The organism is Pseudomonas sp. CFBP 8772 (assembly GCF_014841665.1).
Taxonomy (GTDB): Bacteria; Pseudomonadota; Gammaproteobacteria; order Pseudomonadales; family Pseudomonadaceae; genus Aquipseudomonas; species Aquipseudomonas graminis_B.
Genome location: NZ_JACYUI010000012.1, coordinates 157484 through 176438 on the forward strand (window position 1 = coordinate 157484; position 18955 = coordinate 176438).

Below are 18955 nucleotides of genomic sequence, written 5' to 3' on the forward strand. Positions count from 1 at the left end.
CCGTCGAGATGAGCGAATACTCCCTTTTCACCTCCGAGTCCGTGTCTGAAGGACATCCGGACAAAATCGCCGACCAGATCTCCGATGCGGTGCTGGACGCCATCATTGCCCAGGACAAGCAGGCTCGCGTTGCCGTGGAAACCCTGGTCAAGACCGGTGTGGCCATTGTTGCCGGCGAAGTCACCACCACCGCGTGGGTCGACCTGGAGCAGATCGTTCGTGACGTGATCTGCGAGATCGGCTACACCAGCTCCAACGTCGGTTTTGACGGTGCGACCTGCAGCGTGATGAACATCATCGGCAAGCAGTCCCCTGACATCAACCAAGGTGTCGACCGCGCGAAACCTGAAGATCAGGGCGCTGGCGACCAGGGCCTGATGTTCGGCTACGCCAGCAACGAGACCGCCGAGCTGATGCCTGCGCCGATCGCGTTCTCGCACCAGCTGGTGCACCGCCAGGCCGAAGCCCGTAAGTCCGGCCTGCTGCCATGGTTGCGCCCGGACGCGAAATCCCAAGTCACGTGCCGCTATGAAAACGGCATCGTGGTGGGCATCGACGCCGTTGTTCTGTCGACCCAGCACAACCCGGAAGTGTCCTACAAAGATCTGCGCGAAGGCGTGATGGAGCTGATCGTCAAGCACGTGCTGCCGGCCGAACTGCTGCACAAAGACACCCAGTTCCACATCAACCCGACTGGCCAATTCATCATCGGCGGCCCCGTGGGCGACTGCGGTCTGACCGGTCGCAAGATCATCGTCGACAGCTACGGCGGCATGGCCCGTCACGGCGGCGGCGCGTTCTCCGGTAAAGATCCATCCAAGGTCGACCGTTCGGCTGCGTACGCTGGCCGGTACGTTGCCAAGAACATCGTCGCCGCCGGCCTGGCCGAGCGCTGCGAAATTCAGGTTTCCTACGCCATCGGCGTTGCACAGCCGACGTCGATCTCGCTGAACACCTTCGGCACCGGCAAGATCAGCGACGACAAGATCGTCCAGTTGGTCCGCGAGCACTTCGACCTGCGTCCATACGCGATCACCACCATGCTCGACCTGCTGCACCCGATGTACCAGGAAACCGCAGCCTACGGCCACTTCGGCCGCACGCCGCAAACCAAGACCGTGGGCGACGACACCTTCACCACGTTCACCTGGGAAAAAACCGACCGCGCCGACGCATTGCGCGCCGCTGCCGGTTTGTAATACCTGCTGGGTGCATTGCGCCTAGCGGCACCCGGTAAGAGAAAAGCCCCTGGCGATGGAAGTCGTCAGGGGCTTTTTTTTGCTTATTGCCCGGTTAATTAGCGTCAAACGGATAACTGGCCACAGGATTTACCGGTATCGGCCTAAACCAATTGGCAATGAGTGTTATCGCGACCGGCGATAACGAGCTTCAACCCTTTGATTCACTTGTCATTTCATTCAAGTACATCTCATCAGCAATTTCGGTCGATCCCTGCACTTGTCTCTACGCTGGATTAATAACTGCGAATCTCGCAATTCATCCAGCGTAAAAGGAACTCGATCATGGACGACACCACTACTTCAGTGGTTTACGGAAAGCTATTTCCCGACCAAGTCGCTGACAGATGCTCCTCCGATGCACTTGAGTGCCAATAACTGTCCCATTGCCTACCTGCACGCGCTGTATCAGATGGCGTTAGGTGTTGAAGCGAAGGGCGATCCCCAAAGCAGGATTACTCTCGCCGAGAGGAGGCCGGATATCGGTGAACGAGTGCTTGATCAAGGCAGCCTTTTATCGGCGGCTTACGCCCAGCAGTCTCAATCACGCATGGCTGAGTTATCAAAAAGCACTCAAGCTAATCGGTTCGCTGCCAGAGCGGGTTTCAGTATCGCGATGGGTTGCTGACCCGCTCAAGAATATACAAAGCTGGTCATTTCGGACGCGCAGTAACGAGCGGATTATTAATGCGCGAAAAACGGTGGAGCAAAGACTGTTCAATCTTCGCCACGGGCTGACCATTGACGGCAGGATATTACCCGCCATCGGCTGGCAAACCGAAGGCACAGATGGTCTCAGCATCACCCAGCGCAACGTCGATCATGTGATGAGCACCTACAACAGTGGTCGAGCTCCAGTGGAAATGGAGAATGCCTATCTGCATAGCCGAGAGCGCCGCCTGACGATCAAAAAGACCATCGATATGAAAGGCAAGCAAACGGATGCTGCATGGCTGGCCACGATAAGCGGCTTGGCCACCACGCCTATTACCCTGGAGCTCAAGGCTGTCGATTTAGACAAAAACTACCCAGGTCATTATCTGTGTCAACTCAAGCACGTTTCTATCTCTTTCGTCATGACGTCGAGTAGTGGCATGGCCTTGGAAAACATCATTGCCATTCTGACTCAAGTAGATAGCACAACGCTGGTCGAACCCACTGAAGAGGGGTTGGGTTATCTCTACAACGCGACAAAAGCGCCGCCGGAAATCAAGCGCAGTTTGCGCGCTAACCAGCAAATTGCATCGTCGTCTCAAGTCGCTGATGATGGATTGGGACTAGGCAAGGATGGCTGGATGTATGAGCTGTTGTTCCGTGACGGCCGTTACTAACCATTTGAAGGTTCGGCTGCCATTTCCCGCTGGGAACTGAGTTTTCCGGACGCTGAATTTGCGAGGCCACTCATCAGCGCCGACAAGAAAACCGCTCTCGTAAAAATCCAGATTCACCTTGTTTAGACAGCGGTAGAAGGAGGCAATGAATTCACTGAAAAAGTGAAAGCCATTATGCCAACCTGATAGTTGGCAGCAGCACCTTAAAGCAGCTGTTAGCTGGAAGACCTATGAAATCCCTCAAACGAAACTCGTTGGGGATTTCTGTACACTGAAAACTTATAAATATATAGCGGAGTGACGCTGCCCTGCACTCCAGCAACCTGGGAGTCAAGAAAGCTTTATAGTTAGACACATTCGCGATTACTGTTATAGCGACAGGCGATAGCCGTAGCTAATCCACTGTTTCATATAGCCTTTAGCAAATAGCACTTCGTCTGGCATTTCTACAGATCGCGGCCCCCGCGTCTACCCTGAGTATTAGTTGCGATCCCGCAATCTAATCCCGCGTGTATAGGAATACGATCATGGACGACACAATCACTTCAGCCGTGTTCAGAGAGCTCTTTCCCGAACAAGTCTCCGATACATGCTCTTCTGATGCACTGGAGGCCAATAACAGCCCGCTCGCCTATCTTCACGCGCTTTACCACCAAGCACTAGAGCTTGAAAAGCTTGGCGACGCCGCTACTCAGATCAGGCTCGCCACACGGCGCCCGGATATAGGCGAACGGGTACTTGATGAAGGCAGTCTTGAAGCCCACATACCCGCGCTAACCCTGGTCATAGAGGCGATGACACGTGAGGCAAAACTCCACGTAGGGGACAAAACCGTCCTGTCAGAGCGAATCGCCAACGCACAGTACCCTGTGCAGTTACCCTTTCATTATCCCCTTGAACAAATCAACGCCGTACTTAGCGTTAGACAGTCCTCCCTGTTTAATCTGCTACAGCAGACTGATTATGCCTACCCCAACTTCGTTTACGGAAACCTACGAACCGATCAACTGCGTAATATCATGCGCAAAGCCACCGGATTCAGTCCCGCACTGCAAGCGTTATTGCTGGAAAAAAGCGACAGCACAGTTGCCGACTTTTTGCTAAAGCGCTACGGCGTGACAGGCACTGCGGAGCACGCGCTGGAACGATTGAGTGATGTCGAATTTCTTGCGCGGCAAACAGGGTTGAAGCCGGAAGATATTGTTGATTTGCTCGCTGTGTCCGGCGTAGCAGACGAGGGCCAGGAGGCATTTACCGCTGTTAAACAGTCAAGCGCCTACTTGCCAGCCGGTAAGAACACGGCGCCGATCGCGGGACACATTTTCGGCGCAGCTTTTATCAATAACGCCACTGCCCCCGCCCTTACGCTGCAAGACACGTTAAGCGGAGCAGGTATCTCACTGCGAATCAAAGGCGCCAATGCGGACCACCTCGGCCGCATCCACAAAATCATTCACCTGCAACACGCCCTGCAGTTGCCCTACTCGGAAGTAGATCTTCTGGTCATGGCCGCGCTGCGCGCGGAAGGTCAGACCAAAGACTTCACCATTACGGAAAACACCCTCAGGGCATTGGGCGTATTCAAACACCTGCGAAATGAATATCAGATTTCTGCCGAGCAATTCGCGGCGCTGATAGATGAGGTGACGCCTTATGCCGTAGGTGAAACCAAGCCGTTTCTCAATAGAGTTCTTGATGGCCCAGTGGCAGGCACGCTGGCAGAAATCGATACGCCGCTGGTGCTCGATGCACGGGTGTTTGAACTCCCCACGACCACGGGCGTCGAGAATGCTGCACCAAACCCCGTGATCGCTGAACTCTGCAGAGCGTTCGCGCTTGAAGAGAACGTGGCAATTCTATATCTGAACCAGATCAAACGGACGTTGGGCGTGAAACAGCATGCCCTGACGCTTGGGGTCTTTTCGTCGTTATACCGTCTTACTCGATTGCCGCGACTTATGCGCCTGGGCATGAACGAGGGCGCCAGCCTGATCGCACTGCTCGACGCCGCTAACCCTCAGGTCATGGCACAACTGGCTGGCAAACCGGTGATTGCCAGCGATGAAAAGACGACCGACGTCCTCGATGTATTGATTGGCCTTGCGAATCTGGACCACTGGCTGCGCGAGCACAGGATCACGCCGACCGCGCTTTTGAGTTGGCTCACGCCCTACCCCGCTAACATACCCGCCAGCCTTAAATCGTATTTCGCTTTGGATGCGCGCATCCAACGCACCGTTCTTGACGCTGTCCCGCGAATCAAATCGTCACTGGTCACCGAGTCGGGCCTCGCTCAGACCGCTGGGGCGGGTGTAATGCTCATATCGGGTTCATGGCTGGACACGCTGTCCGCTTACATTGACAGCAGCGGCCTTATTAAATCGTTTGCCCTGGAGACCTCCGGTCCCCTCGCCAGTCAATTGACCGAGGCGATGGTAGGCAAAGTTGCTAGCACTTCCGGCCTGCTCATAGCCAAAGCCAATTTGGTGGAGATAGCTGATGGTCTTGGGTCGCTCATACAAAACGCAGTGATCGCCCAAGAAGATGCGGTAAAGCACATCATTGGCGCAGCGTTTGGTAAATCGAACGATGTCCTGGCCCTGAAGCCTGAACATGCTCTGCCATTACTGCAGTGGGTGAGCGTCTCGCGCCTTGAGGTCCTCGCTGGAATCCTCGAAGCAGAATCCGGTCCACCAGAGCAATCCGGTGCGACCGCAAATGGCCTTGATGTCGCGCTATGGAGCAATCTCGCTCGCCATGCGCAGGTGATCAAGCATTTCAAGTTGAGCGCAGCAGGCTTGAGCGCGCTGCTGAATAAGCCCGAATGGTTTTCGCTTGAACAAACCACGCTGGATAACACGGCGCCGTCAACAGTGCTGCCTGTGTTGAATCTCGATCTGTGCTACCAGATCGGGCATTACCACGACTGGGTGTCCAAATGTGAAGAAAATGGTTTTGAAGAGAAAGACGCGCTGGCCTTCTTCGGCAACATTCCAGCCGCCGACGATACCGAGGCAGTCGTCGCTTCGTCCCAGCGTTTAGGAAAATTGACGGGCTGGTCCGAGAGCGAAGCCTTGTCGCTGATGTCTTCGTTGCAAAAAGTGAAAGAACATCCGTTGGAAGCAAGTCTATTGTCAGCACAGCCCGTCAAGGCCGTGGCCACATTTGATGACTTCCTAAAATTGCTCAAACCTGCTGAGAAAGCGCTCTACGATCGCTGGGAGCAAAGGCCCAGAGGCGCAATGGCCGAATTGCTTAATTTGTACATGTTGGAAAACAGAACATCGAGCGGAGGCACAGAGGCTGACATTGAACGCGGAATGTACGACAAATTCAAAACATTCATGAGCGATAACCCGGCGCCTCTGCGAGTGTTTGCGAGCCAATATTTGCCAGAAACGAAGCCTACCCTGTGGAAAGAAATGGAGCTATATCAAAGAAATAAATCTCCGCTGACCTTGACGAAATATGACCCGGAAAGTTTGGAGCCTGAGTTAGGAAAGCTTGAGCCTCAAGTAGCATCAGGTCTGAAAAGCACCTTAAGCGACATTGATTACGTGCTGAGATCACAGCGCCTTTGCACTTTGACGAAATTGCGGTTCCGTTCAGTTCTGGACATGTACAGGCTTGACAGGAATGCGACATTTGATGCGTATCGAAATACCGCGCGGCTGTTACTGGGTGCATGTAGCGAGATGGAGTCAGCGTCGGTCCAGTCACTCTTGCAGGAAAAGTGGCGTGATGCATTGGCGGGTTACCTGCTAGGACATTGGGCGCCCTCCACTGACGCTACCAAAACGCAGATTAATTCGTTCGATGACCTGTCCAACTACTTTCTGACAGATATCCTGGTCAGCTCAGCTGCCACTACCTGCGTTGCCATTAAGCATATTGCCAGTCTGCAGCATTATTTGCACAGGCTGTTTGCCCGTCTGGAACCTGGCTATTTGAATGCCGCAATTCCGGAAGCCGCCTCGACGGTGTGGCGAGAGTACATGAGTGAATATGGACTATGGAAAATCTGGAAAACTCAGATCAACCACCCGGAAAATTTAATTTATTATGCAAACCGGCCAAATAAAACCGCCGCATTCCAATCCCTGGAAGTCGAGCTCAACCAAGGCAAGCTTGATCCCGCACTACTGCAAACTGCCATTACCAGCTACCTGACTAAGTTTGAACAGACCAGCAACCTGCAGGTTGTTAGCGGGTATTTGGACGGCGTAGATCCTAAAAGCGACACTTATCATTTTATTGGCAAAACCAACACGTCGCCCCCTGAGTACTACTGGCGCTCGGTAGACATGGGCCTGCGTGATGACAAAGAACGCTTGAGCCCGCTGGCTTGGACGGAGTGGGAAAAGATTAGCGTCGCACCTGGTGGCCAAATCACACAAAGCAGCTACAGAGAGATAACAAGGGACAAGAAGACCATCAAACACACTTGTGACACGATCCGCCCGGTGATGATCGAGGGGCGGCCTTATGTATTTTGGGTTGAGCGCGGGACGGTAGGCCTTCCCAGCGCCGATGAGAAAAACCAGACGCCTACCAAGTTCAAGAAGCTGACCGTTCAGTACATTTACAAACAAAGCGATGGTTTTTGGTCACCGCCTAATGAGCTTCTCTGCCTGGATGGTACAAAAGACGGGGAACGTTTGCCGGATGCAGATAATGCTTATCTGAAAGACGATACCTATGTGCCCGGCCTGGTCGCACTGGTGGACTCGGAAGGAGAACGCGCCAAGGATCCTTGGTTGAGAGTGATGCTCTATGACTGCGCCTATACCGCCCAAAACGAAACGGCAGAGGCCGCGAGCTGCGGAACTTTTCACAAAGATTATTTCATCGAGTCTAGGGACTTGCTGCTCATTGATAAGAAAGAGTCCTCGAGCGGGAAAATCGCGGAATCTTTCAGCAAATCAGCTTATAAAGCTTTCGGTGATATCAGAAAGATCCAACACCCGGACTCGATGAATAAAAACGGGATGAATCGTCGCGAGCAAGAATGGGGCATGATACTTTTTGCGCTAGAAAAATATAATGAACACTCGCTATCAACCCCAAATTTTAATCCGTGGGTAGTAGATGAGATCTACAATTACCTGGACAGTGGCGCAGGCAGTGAACTTATAGATAAACCCACAGGATTTCACGAAAAATTCGCCAAAGCATATCCTTTCTTACTGCAAATTCCTTTCTGGGCTGTCGACAGCACAAGATTTAAAATTGTTGAGATCACCGTTAAAGGAATGACGGGCGGTGTGACAGTCGAAGACGTTAGTACCCTTGAAAAAATCCCCCTAGTAGCACCCGGCACTCATAATAAACAATCCTCTTCCGAAAAGAATCAATTCTTTGCAAACTTGAACTTGCCCATGACGCTAGACGCAGCACGCAAACGTGAAAACGTGATACAGATCACTGCTCACTACCCTAAATCAATCATAAAAAAATCTGTCGCCCCAACGGTTAGTTATATTGGTATCAATGCTGAATTTTCTTCAGCCCTTTGCCATTATAGAGTCACCTGCCAGCAGAACAACATCTCTTATACCCCAGGAGAGCCATGCACCCTCCTGATCAAACTGGAAACCACCGATAAAAAATTTATTCGCGTGGGTTACTCGGTAACCGCCCACCAACAATATATCTCTGAACAGTTTGATCCTGACGAGACAACCACCATCAACCGTCAAAGCAGGACTTACAGCGTTAAGCTAAAAAAAGCCGACTATTTGTTTGAAGAAAGTTTCAGGATAGAGCTTTTCACGCTCCCTCCGAAACTTATAAAGTCGTTGCCAATGCAAATAATCGTCAACCCGGCAGCCTATGAAAAGATAGACCTCCGACTGTATGCCAAGGGACCTAACGAGAACTCCTTCAGTAGATTGACCGAGGAAAGCGTTGTGGCCAACGGCCAAGCGGTTATCAGCCAGGAGTACATTTGTGCAACTTCGGGCCCTTATATGTTTGCTCTTTGTGAAGCAGGCGATCCCATGCAGAACGTCTTCTCCACTTTCGACTTCCAGACGGCGGATTTGGAGGAGGAGTGGAAGATCGCGATAAAAAGGGATGACCAACAAGCGCAGTACCTGGACTTGAGCTCAGTCGCCGAGCGCAGCCCCGTCCTCCCCTCAAACGCCATTCGGCTAAATACGTTATTTGGCAAACAGCTGGTGTCCCGCGCAACGCGCAGTGTTGAACGCGCACTTGAATGGGAGGCGCAATGCATTGAGGAACCGACTATTGATGACAGCATCCCCACGCCTCGGGTCGACTTCCATGGCGCCAATGGCGCGTATTTCCGCGAATTGTTCCTGCATTTGCCGAATCTCGTAGCCACTCGCCTGAGCGAACAACAACAATTCGATGAGGCTGAGCGTTGGTACACCCAGTATTTGTTCGACCCCTACAGAACACAGAAAGACGAAAAACAGCGTCCGCCCTTCTGGAACACCCGTCCCCTCGCGGATGCGGGGACAGGTACCTCAGAGTTGCAAAAGGTGGTGAACCCCACGACCAGAGCTTTCATTCTGTCGCGATACAACCGGCAAGCGGTGTTCCTTTCGATGGTGGAAAACTGGCAGCGCCAGGGCGACCATTTTTACCGTCAACTTACCCCGAGCACGCTCAATCACGCTTGGCTAAGCTATCAAAAAGCGCTGAAGCTGATCGGGCCCTTACCAGAGCGCACGGCGGTGTCGCGTTGGGTGCCTACCGCACTGAGCCAACTGGAAGGCTCGGCATTCCGTATGCCGATCAATGAACGCGTTATAGAAACGCGGAAAATAATCGAACATCGCCTGTTCAATCTACGCCACGGCCTGACGCTGGACGGAAAACTGCTGCCGGTCATGGACTGGCGCACAGAAGGCACAGACCCTTTCGGGTTCGCCCAACGAGGCATCGGTCATCTCATCAGCAGCTACAACAGCGACCGCATGCAAATACCGGCCTACCGGTTCAGACAGTTGATCCCCATGGCCCGAGCTGCGGTACAGCAACTTCAGGACATGGGTCGGCATTACATGAAGCTGATGGAGGATGAGTTCAACACTACCCTTTCCGTGCTGCTAAAACAGCAGGAGATCAGAATCTCCGATTTCACATTAAGACTTAAGCAGGAGGCAATCAACTCGGTCAAGGCTAAAATGGAAACATTGTTGATAAGCAAGGAGATAGCGACTTTCAAGAAGGATCACTTCACAAATCTGATTGAAGTTGGGCGGTCTGCAAGGGAGGAGGCGGCAACAGGCCTGCAGTGGACGGCGGCAATACTGGAAAACACTTCAATGCCGCCAAAGCTTCTTGCCAGTGCAATCAAGGCAGTGGTGCCGAACATTTATGGCTTGGCAGTCGGCGGAAATGAACCTTCAAAAACCATTGACACGTTCTCTGAGTTGGCCGAAATCGGTGCTAAAGCCTCCAAGTATCTTGCAGACAAACTCCTTGTTGAAGCGGGCTACGAACGCCGGGCGAACGGATGGACATTCGAACAGGGCCTCGCAGCGTTGGATATTCAGTCCATCGACCTGCAGCTGAAAGAAACCAATATCGAACTAAACGTAGCCACCTTATCTATGGATGAGGCCCGTACCTATCGCAAAAACCTCGAAGAAGCCCACATGGCCATGACGACCGGCTTCACCATCATCCCCATCTACAACTGGCTCGTCGCCCGTCAGGAACTGCTCTATGCACCAGCCTATGACGCCGTCTTGTCGTTGTGCCTGAGCGCCGAAGCCGCCTGGCGTTACGAGATCGGCGATTACAAACGACCTGCGTTTGTTAAGACCAGCGCATGGATCGACTCCTACAAAGGCATGCTGGCGGGCGAGTCGTTGCTGGTCGATTTGCAGGAAATGGAAAATGCGTACCTGCAAAGCAATGAGCGTCGCTTGACGATCAGAAAAACGATCAATATATGGGAGGCGCAGACTGATACAGGTCTCAAGATCCTTAAGGGGCTGAAGAGCACCCCTCTGACATGCGACATTAAATCCGCCGACTTCGACCGGAGCTATCCTGGCCATTACCTGCGGCAGCTCAAGCACGTATCGGTTTCGTTCGTAATGGCTGCCGAAGCCGGCGATACCATGAAAGAGGTCAGCACGATTCTGACCCAAACCGACAGCACGACGCTGATCGAGCCTGTCAAAGATGGGGCTGAGCATCTTTACGGTCTAGCCACCAAACCACCTGCCAGCGTTAAACGTAATTTACGAGCGCAACAGCAAATCGCCCTATCGTCAGGCACTGCAGATGACGGATTGGGTTTTGGGCCAGGGGATTGGGTATATGAACTGATGTTCCACGATGGCCGGTATTTGCCATTCGAGGGCACCGGTGCGATATCGCGCTGGCAGCTGAGCTTTCCTGACGAGCAATTCGTCAAGTCATTGGTCAACGGGGATAAAGCGCTGGTTAAGAGCATCCAGCTTCATATGGTCTACACCGCAGTAGACGGCGGTAAAGACTTCACTGACAAGGTGAAAGCGCTGCGAGACAAGCCGTAACCGCAACAAGCGCCACGTCGGGGGTCATGATCATTTCATGGCCTTTGACGATTACCTGGATTCAGCCCATTTCCGTGGGCTGAATACGTATTAACCCCGCCGCGCCACCAATAAAAACGACGCCGCACTCGCCAACAACCCCGCACACCCCCGATTGAACAGCCGCTTGCCACCCGCCTGGGCAAACAACCGACGCGCATGCACCCCCATCCAGCAGTACAGCGCGATGGCGATACATTCCAGCACCAGAAACATCGCCCCCAGTTGTGCGAACTGAGTGGTGACCACGCCGGAACGATCCACAAACTGCGGCAGGAACGCCGTAAACAACAGAATGGCTTTGGGATTGCCGATGGCGACCAGAAACTCCTGGCGCGCCAGTCTCGTCACTCCGGCCTGCGCGCCGGCTTCGACATCGTGCGCCTCGCATGGCGCTCGCCACAGTTGTAACGCCAGATAGAACAGATACGCCGCCCCCACAATCTTGATCGTATGAAACAGCCACTCGGACGTATGCAGCACCGCTGTAAGCCCAACCGCTGCCAGCGCGATCATGATCGCGAATGCCAGCAACCGACCAATGCCGCCCGAACAGGCACTGATAAATCCGTAGCGCGACGCATTGCTGATGGAGAGCAGATTGTTCGGGCCCGGCGCCATGTTCAGGGCGAAACAGGCGGGGATGAAAACAGCGAGGGTCGACAGGTCCATGGCAGTGTCTCTTCCAGTTGCCGGGATGAAACATCATTTTGCACTCGTGGGCGCGCGGCTCAAGGCACAGCTGCGCGGGGAATCAGGGCCTGGCTGTATCGGTACGAGACAAACGCGGTAACCAAGGCGCGATGAAACACCCATCGGGAAAACCTAGCCTTGCAGTCCCTCCCCCGGCAAGGACGCTCCGATGCTGCTCTCCCTTCGCGCAATGGTCCTCTGTGCACTGCCTCTTCTGGCCATCCATGCAAACGCGCAAACATGCCCCGACTGGCCACCGGCCAAAGCCCGAAGCGAGATCCTTTCGCTGCAAACCCAGATCACCCAATGGGACGACAGCTATCACCGCCAAGGCGTGTCTCTGGTGGCCGATGAGTTGTACGACCAATCCGTTCAGCGACTCGCCGATCTGCGCAGTTGTTTCGCCGCCACTTCGGCGTCGCCTTCCAATCCGCTGAAAACCGCGCGCGGTTCCGTCGCCCACCCCATCCCTCACACAGGCCTGACCAAATTGCCGGGCGAGGCCGCCGTTCAGGCATGGCTTGAAGGCCGAAGCGATCTATGGATTCAGCCAAAAGTGGACGGCGTGGCGGTCACGCTGGTGTATGTCGACGGGAAACTGGTGAGCGCCATCAGCCGGGGCGACGGGGTTTTCGGTCAGGACTGGACCGGACATGCCCACCAGATCGAGGCGATCCCTCGCCATCTCGCCTGGGAAAAGACCGTGATCCTCCAGGGCGAGTTGTATTGGAAGCTGACAGATCACGTTCAGGCGGACGCCGGCAGTCTGAACGCTCGCAGCAAAGTGGCCGGGCTGCTGGCGCGTCACGCGATCAGCGAACAGGAAGGCGCGAATATCGGGCTGTTCGTCTGGGACTGGCCAGAAGGTCCGTCGGACATGACCGAGCGATTGGCAGGGCTCAGGGCCATGGGTTTCGAGGACAGCGCGCGCTTCAGTGAGCCGTTGGAGGGTTTCATTCAGGCGAAAAACTGGCGAGAGCACTGGTACCGTTCGCCGCTGCCGTTTGCCACCGATGGCGTGGTTATGCGGCAGGGCGAGCGTCCGTCAGCCGAGCGCTGGCAGGCGAAAGCGCCTTACTGGATCGCGGCGTGGAAGTACCCGTTTGCGCAGGCGCTGGCCGAGGTGCGCAAGGTTCATTTCAACGTCGGGCGCAGCGGCAAGATCACGCCCGTTCTGGATGTCGAACCGGTGCGCCTGGATGACCGCATGATTAATCGCATCAGCGTCGGTTCGTTCAAGCGTTGGCAGGAGATGGACATTCGGCCTGGGGATCAGGTCGCAATCAGCCTGGCCGGGCTGACGATTCCGCGGCTGGATGAGGTGGTGTCGCGAAGCGTCGAGCGGGCGCCGCTGAGCGTTCCGCGCGCTGAGGATTTTCATTCGCTGAGTTGCTGGCAGCCGGTCGAGGGCTGCGAAAGCCAGTTCCGCGAACGGTTGAAATGGCTGGGCGGGAAGAAGGGGTTGGCGCTCAGCGGCGTAGGGCCGGGCACGTGGGATAAGTTGATTCAGGCAGGGCAATTAAAGGGTTTGTTGGGCTGGATGACCCTCGATGGTGCACAGCTTGCTAACATTCCCGGCATGGGCGAGCGCAGCAGCGCTAAACTGCTGGCAAGTTTTCAGGCTGCACGCGATAAAACCTTTGTCGTGTGGCTCAAAGCCATCGGTTTACCGCCGGCCACGGGCGTTGATCTGGGTGATTCGTGGGCAGCGCTGGCCTCGCGAAGCGTCGTTGAATGGCAGGCCGAACCCGGCATTGGCTCGGGACGTGCGAAGCAGTTACATGCATTTTTTCAAGACCCGCAGGTGCAGGCCCTAAGCAGGCAGCTGAAGGACGAAGGCATCAACGGTTTTTAGTATTTTCAGGGCCGCATGATGGTGTAGAGCGTGCGGCTACGTGTATTCAAGGAGTATCCATGAAATTCCTGACATCCCTTTTTGCATTCACCGCGTGCGGGTTTCTGGCCGCACCCGTGTTTGCAGCCGAGCAGGCGCCGGAACCGTCCGGATGCGCCGCGAAGCGCCAGGACATCGCCACTCAGATTGAGAGCGCCAAAGCCGCCGGCAACACCGATCAACAGGCCGGGCTGCAAAAAGCCCTGAGCGAATTGAACGCCAACTGCACCGACATCGACCTGGTCAAGCAGCAGGAACAGAAGGTGCTGGATGCCAAGCGTGAAGTCAGCCGTCGCCAGGCGGACCTGAACAAGGCCATGAGCAAGGGCGATCCGGAGAAAATCGACAAGCGTAAAGACAAGCTGGCCGAGTCCCGCAAGGAACTGCAGGACGAGCAGGAAAAACTGGAGAAGGTGCAGCCCGACGAGGATGACGAGTAAGGTCGTCTGCGGGCCTGTGTCTTTTTGTGTGGGAGTGACCGGGGTGGCGCTCCACCTGGCCCGCGAGGCGGTATCAGACCCATCGGATTTGCAGCTACTACACTGGCCTCTTCGGGAGCAAGCTCCCTCCCACACAAGCTCCCTCCCACAGTAGCCAGGTGCGCCAACTGACCGCGCAGCGTCAAAAGCGCTGAGCGATCAGACTGAGACGCCAAACAACGCAATCACCAGCCCAAGCCCGACGATCCAGGCCAGCGAACGCAACGTCGCGAGATCCGCCAGATAGAAGATGATGTAGAGCAGGCGGCTGGTCACGAACAGCACGGCGAGTACGTCGATCGTCACCAACTGCGCCACGCCGGCGACGTGGGCGATGATTACGCCAGCGGCAAACCCGGGAATCGCTTCAAAACTATTGAGCTGCGCATTGTGGGCGCGGCGCGGGAGACCTTCGAGGCGGTCGAGAAAGTCCCGGGGGTCATGATTGTGCCGTGCACTGAATTTGCCGCTGCTGAACTTGGCAATGCCAGCGCACCCTATCGGCAACAGAATCACGATCAACACACACCAAAACGCGACGGTCATACCTGCATCCTTTTTTAGAATTTGAGCTTCATTAGAAAACGCCCATCTACAGCCTAAGAGCCACGGCCCGTCGAAAGGTTCTTACAGGCAACGAATGCAATCGTAGGACCGGCTTTAGCCGGGAAGGCATCACCCGCCACACCGCAAATTTGATGGCGCACACACCGGCCCCTTCCCGGCTGAAGCCAGTCCTACAGAGAACAACCCGCGTGCAGTTTGCTCGTCGTTACTGCCACCGCCATCCCGATTGGCTAAGATGCCAGCCACCCAGCCGACCGCGGCTGTATCTCGTTGCCCAGGAGCCTGCATGTCCAGCGAAGAAGACGCCACCCTCAGTGGCGCAGCGCCGATGATTCCCGATCAGCGCCGGGAGTTGATGCTGCGTCAGCTGCGCAAGCATCAAGTGCTGAGCGTGCATCAGCTCATGGACATGTTCGACTGCTCGCACATGACCGTCCGCCGCGACATCGCGCTGCTTGAGCAAAGTGGCCGTGCCTATTCGGTGACCGGCGGGGTGCGCATCGCCAGCCAGGTTCACAGCGAGCCGAGTCATCAGTCCAAGGCAGTGGTCGAGCTGCCGCACAAACAGGCGATGGCCAAACTGGCCGCCAGCCTGCTGCACCCCGAGATGACCGTGTACCTGGACGCCGGCACCAGCACGCTGGAAATTGTCCCGTACATCGTCGCGCTGGCGGGCATGACCGTGGTCACCAACGACTTCGGCGTGGTCAATGCACTCGCTGACGCAGCCCACGTGGATGTGATTCATACCGGCGGCTTGCTGGACCACCCGAACCGATCCTGTGTCGGCGGGCTGGCAGCGGCGACGTTGCGGCAACTGGCAACCGATGTCGCGTTCATGTCCACCAGCTCATGGGATCTGCAGCGAGGCACGACCACGCCCTCCGCGCTCAAGGTTGAGGTCAAGCAAGCGGCGATGCAGTCGGCGTCGCGCACAGTGTTGCTGACGACCAGCACGAAATACGGCACGTTCGGCATGTACAAGGTCGCCGGTCTGGAGCAGTTCGACACGATCATCAGCGACGACCGCCTCGCCCACGGCGCAGCGGACAGCATTCGAGGACTGGGGGTTGAATTGATGTTGGCGTCGGTGGACCAGCCACGCTAATTCAGCGCGCTTCTACAGTCGATGGTTACCAGGCCTCAGTCTCGACTGGGGCTTTTTTGTGCCCGACAGCAGCAATGTTAATTTTTGTTAATTCAAAAAAGCTCTTCACATTATCCGATCATGGGTTCACTATCTTTAACAGATCAGAACAAACACCGTTCGAGTGCTGATGAACTTCGGCGCTCACCCGAGGAGAGATTCATGAATAACAAGAATGTCGGCGTCATTGGTCTGGGTGCGATGGGCCTGGGCATTGCGCGCTCCCTGCTGCGCAGCGGCTTCAACGTTCATGCCTGTGACGTGCGCGCGGCCGTGACCGAGCAATTCGCCAGCGAAGGCGGCGTTGCCTGTGAATCTCCTGCGAGCATGGCCGCTGCCTGCGACGTGATCATCACCGTCGTGGTCAATGCCGAGCAGACCGAAACCGTATTGTTCGGCGACAACGGCGCAGTCGCCGCCCTGCGCCCGGGCAGCCTGATCATCGGTTGCGCCACGGTCGCACCGACCTTCGCCATCGAACTGGGTCAGCGCCTCACCGAAAAAGGCCTGCTCTACCTCGACGCGCCGATCTCCGGCGGCGCGGCCAAGGCAGCTGCTGGCGAGATGACCATGATGACCTCCGGCCCGGCTGATTCCTACGCCAAGGCCGACGCGATCCTCAACGGCATGGCGGGCAAGGTGTATCGCCTGGGCGACGTTCATGGCCTGGGTTCGAAAGTCAAAATCATCAATCAGCTACTGGCCGGCGTCCACATCGCCGCCAGCGCCGAAGCCATGGCCCTGGGCCTGCGCGAAGGCGTAGACGCGGACGCGCTGTACGAAGTGATCACCAACAGCGCCGGTAACTCGTGGATGTTCGAGAACCGCGTGCCGCACATCCTCAAAGCGGACTACACGCCGCTGTCGGCCGTGGACATCTTCGTCAAAGACCTGGGCCTGGTGCTGGATACCGCCCGCGCCAGCAAATTCCCGCTGCCGTTGTCGTCCACCGCCCACCAGATGTTCATGCAAGCCTCTACCGCTGGCTTTGGCCGCGAGGATGACTCTGCCGTGATCAAGATTTTCCCGGGCATCGAACTGCCGACCGCCAAGCCTGAAAACAACTGAGATGACGCTGATGAGCACCACGACTCCGCGCCCTCTGTTGGGCTGCATTGCCGATGACTTCACCGGCGCCACCGACCTGGCCAACATGCTGGTGCGGGGTGGAATGCGCACCGTGCAGAGCATTGGTATCCCGAGCGCCGAAAGCCTGGCTGAACTGGATGCCGACGCCATCGTCATCGCGCTGAAATCCCGCACCACGCCGGCTGCAGAAGCGGTTGAGGAATCCCTTGCCGCGCTGCAATGGCTGCGTGATCGCGGCTGTGAGCAGATCTTCTTCAAGTACTGCTCGACGTTCGATTCCACCGCCAAAGGCAACATCGGTCAGGTCAGCGAAGCGCTGCTCAAGGCGCTGAACAGCGACTTCACCCTGGCATGCCCGGCGTTCCCGGAGAACGGTCGCACGATCTTCCGTGGTCATTTGTTCGTGCAGGACCAACTGCTCAGCGAATGCGGCATGCAGAACCACCCGCTGACGCCGATGACCGATGCCAATCTGGTGCGCGTGCTGCAATCCCAGACCACGCAGAAAGTCGGCTTGCTGCGTTACGACAGCATCGCCAAAGGCGTCGACGGCGTGCGTGCGCGCATCAAAGAGCTGCGTGCGGACGGCGTGGTCATGGCGATTGCCGACGCATTGTCGGACGCTGATTTGTACACGCTGGGCGAAGCCTGCGCCGACTTGCCGCTGCTCACCGGTGGCTCGGGTCTGGCGCTCGGTCTGCCGGGTAATTTCCGCAAAGCGGGCAAGTTGCGTGACATCGATGCGGCGAAGCTTGAGCACGTCGACGGCGGCGAAGTGGTATTGGCGGGCAGCGCATCGGTCGCCACCAACGGTCAGGTTGCCGCCTGGCTTGAGGCCAAACGGCCTGCCCTGCGCATCGATCCGTTGGCACTGGCTGACGGCAAACCGGTGGTGGCAGACGCATTGGCGTTCGCCCGCGATGCCGGGCAAACCGTGTTGATCTACGCGACCAGCAGCCCGGAAGAAGTCAAAGCCGTGCAGCAAAAACTCGGCGTTGAACGTGCCGGCGCGCTGGTCGAAGACGCGCTGGGGCAGATCGCTCGCGGCCTGCTCGACGCGGGCGTGAAACGCTTTGTCGTCGCCGGTGGCGAAACCTCCGGTGCCGTGGTTCAGGCGCTGGGCGTGAGCTTGCTGAAGATCGGCGCGCAGATCGACCCGGGGGTTCCGGCGACCATCAGCAGCGGCGCGACGCCTCTGGCCCTGGCGCTGAAGTCAGGGAATTTCGGCGGCCGTGACTTTTTCGACAAAGCCCTCAAGCAGCTGGCAGGGAGTGCCCAATGAGCAACGTAACCAGCCCTTCAGTGAGCGCCGAAAACAAGCAGCGTGAAGAAATCTGCGCCATTGGCCGTCTGCTGTTCGGACGCGGCTACACCGTCGGCAGCGCGGGCAACATCAGCGCGCGTCTCGACGATGGCTGGCTGATTACGCCAACCGACGCCTGCCTGGGGCGCCTCGATCCCGAGGCCATCGCCAAGGTCAACCTGGCCGGCGAATGGGTCTCCGGGGACAAGCCGTCGAAGACGTTGGCCCTGCATCGTCAGGTCTACGACCGCAATCCCGGCGTGGGCGGCGTGGTGCACACCCACTCGACGCATCTGGTTGCACTGACCCTGGCCGGCGTCTGGAAACCGGACGACATCCTCCCGCCCATCACGCCGTATCAGGTAATGAAGGTCGGGCACATTCCCTTGATTGCCTACGAGCGCCCCGGCTCGCCGAAGGTCGCTGAACAAGTGGCGAAACTGGCGAACAGCGTGCGTGGCGTAATGCTCGAGCGACTCGGCCCGGTGATCTGGGAAAGCTCGGTCGCCAAGGCTTCTTATGCGCTGGAAGAGCTGGAGGAGACCGCACGCCTCTGGCTGATGAGCAACCCCAAACCTGAACCGCTGGACGCAGCGGCTTTGGAAGAACTGCGCCAGACGTTCGGCGCGAACTGGTAACCCCAACGGCGTTTTGAT

Annotated in this window: 11 protein-coding genes and 1 pseudogene; 10 read left to right on the forward strand and 2 right to left on the reverse strand. The window is 56.4% G+C overall.

Going from position 1 to position 18955, the window contains the following annotated elements:
- Positions 1–8 precede the first annotated feature (8 nt).
- The 4 genes and pseudogenes from metK (at position 9) to IFT99_RS21700 (ending at position 11088) form a co-directional block, all read left to right on the forward strand.
- Entirely contained in the window at positions 9–1199 is a 1191-nt protein-coding gene (metK, locus tag IFT99_RS21685; RefSeq protein ID WP_065991235.1) for a methionine adenosyltransferase, read from the forward strand.
- A gap of 397 nt (positions 1200–1596) precedes the next feature.
- Positions 1597–1698 (forward strand): annotated as a pseudogene (locus IFT99_RS26970) (hypothetical protein); the annotation flags it as partial.
- Positions 1699–1723: 25 nt separating this feature from the next.
- A complete protein-coding gene (locus tag IFT99_RS26605; RefSeq protein ID WP_342214638.1) occupies positions 1724–2569 on the forward strand; it encodes a Tc toxin subunit A-related protein in 846 nt (281 codons plus the stop codon).
- Positions 2570–3096: 527 nt separating this feature from the next.
- A complete protein-coding gene (locus IFT99_RS21700) occupies positions 3097–11088 on the forward strand; it encodes a Tc toxin subunit A-related protein (protein WP_192135041.1) in 7992 nt (2663 codons plus the stop codon).
- Positions 11089–11178: 90 nt separating this feature from the next.
- On the opposite strand, the gene IFT99_RS21705 is transcribed toward IFT99_RS21700, so the two are convergent.
- Positions 11179–11799 carry a LysE family translocator gene (locus tag IFT99_RS21705; RefSeq protein WP_192135043.1) on the reverse strand — a complete coding sequence of 207 codons (621 nt, stop codon included), beginning with the start codon at positions 11797–11799 and terminating at the stop codon, positions 11179–11181.
- A gap of 190 nt (positions 11800–11989) precedes the next feature.
- Between IFT99_RS21705 and ligB the strand changes: the two genes are divergently transcribed.
- Together ligB and IFT99_RS21715 are read left to right on the forward strand one after the other, a co-directional pair.
- On the forward strand, positions 11990–13675 hold the full coding sequence (gene ligB / locus IFT99_RS21710; RefSeq protein WP_192135045.1) for an NAD-dependent DNA ligase LigB: 1686 nt from the start codon (positions 11990–11992) through the stop codon (positions 13673–13675).
- 59 nt (positions 13676–13734) lie between these two features.
- The gene (locus IFT99_RS21715; RefSeq protein ID WP_192135047.1) at positions 13735–14154 is read left to right on the forward strand and encodes a DUF1090 domain-containing protein; all 420 of its coding nucleotides are present in this window, start codon (positions 13735–13737) and stop codon (positions 14152–14154) included.
- 198 nt (positions 14155–14352) lie between these two features.
- Here the strand turns inward: IFT99_RS21715 and IFT99_RS21720 are convergent, their stop codons facing one another.
- Positions 14353–14739, reverse strand: coding sequence for an MAPEG family protein (locus IFT99_RS21720; RefSeq protein ID WP_192135049.1), 387 nt, complete (start codon positions 14737–14739; stop codon positions 14353–14355).
- A 307-nt stretch (positions 14740–15046) separates the two neighbouring features.
- Here IFT99_RS21720 and IFT99_RS21725 point away from each other — a divergent pair, with 307 nt between their 5' ends.
- The 4 genes from IFT99_RS21725 (at position 15047) to otnC (ending at position 18937) form a co-directional block, all read left to right on the forward strand.
- Positions 15047–15868, forward strand: a complete 822-nt coding sequence (locus IFT99_RS21725; RefSeq protein ID WP_192135051.1) for a DeoR/GlpR family DNA-binding transcription regulator — start codon at positions 15047–15049, stop codon at positions 15866–15868.
- Between the two features lie 120 nt (positions 15869–15988).
- A complete protein-coding gene (ltnD, locus tag IFT99_RS21730) occupies positions 15989–16975 on the forward strand; it encodes an L-threonate dehydrogenase (RefSeq protein ID WP_274605155.1) in 987 nt (328 codons plus the stop codon).
- 10 nt (positions 16976–16985) lie between these two features.
- The gene (gene otnK / locus IFT99_RS21735; RefSeq protein ID WP_192135053.1) at positions 16986–18278 is read left to right on the forward strand and encodes a 3-oxo-tetronate kinase; all 1293 of its coding nucleotides are present in this window, start codon (positions 16986–16988) and stop codon (positions 18276–18278) included.
- Entirely contained in the window at positions 18275–18937 is a 663-nt protein-coding gene (otnC, locus tag IFT99_RS21740) for a 3-oxo-tetronate 4-phosphate decarboxylase (protein ID WP_192135055.1), read from the forward strand. The genes otnK and otnC overlap by 4 nt, the downstream gene beginning before the upstream one ends.
- Positions 18938–18955: the final 18 nt, after the last annotated feature.

What these genes read in the sequence shown, in the direction of transcription:
- ligB (WP_192135045.1), top strand. Translation starts at nt 11,990, where the DNA reads ATGCTGCTCTCCCTTCGCGCAATGGTCCTCTGTGCACTGCCTCTTCTG.
- ltnD (WP_274605155.1), top strand. Translation starts at nt 15,989, where the DNA reads ATGGGTTCACTATCTTTAACAGATCAGAACAAACACCGTTCGAGTGCT.
- IFT99_RS21705 (WP_192135043.1), bottom strand. Translation starts at nt 11,799, where the DNA reads ATGGACCTGTCGACCCTCGCTGTTTTCATCCCCGCCTGTTTCGCCCTG.
- IFT99_RS21700 (WP_192135041.1), top strand. Translation starts at nt 3,097, where the DNA reads ATGGACGACACAATCACTTCAGCCGTGTTCAGAGAGCTCTTTCCCGAA.
- metK (WP_065991235.1), top strand. Translation starts at nt 9, where the DNA reads ATGAGCGAATACTCCCTTTTCACCTCCGAGTCCGTGTCTGAAGGACAT.
- otnK (WP_192135053.1), top strand. Translation starts at nt 16,986, where the DNA reads ATGAGCACCACGACTCCGCGCCCTCTGTTGGGCTGCATTGCCGATGAC.
- IFT99_RS21720 (WP_192135049.1), bottom strand. Translation starts at nt 14,739, where the DNA reads ATGACCGTCGCGTTTTGGTGTGTGTTGATCGTGATTCTGTTGCCGATA.
- IFT99_RS21715 (WP_192135047.1), top strand. Translation starts at nt 13,735, where the DNA reads ATGAAATTCCTGACATCCCTTTTTGCATTCACCGCGTGCGGGTTTCTG.
- IFT99_RS21725 (WP_192135051.1), top strand. Translation starts at nt 15,047, where the DNA reads ATGTCCAGCGAAGAAGACGCCACCCTCAGTGGCGCAGCGCCGATGATT.
- otnC (WP_192135055.1), top strand. Translation starts at nt 18,275, where the DNA reads ATGAGCAACGTAACCAGCCCTTCAGTGAGCGCCGAAAACAAGCAGCGT.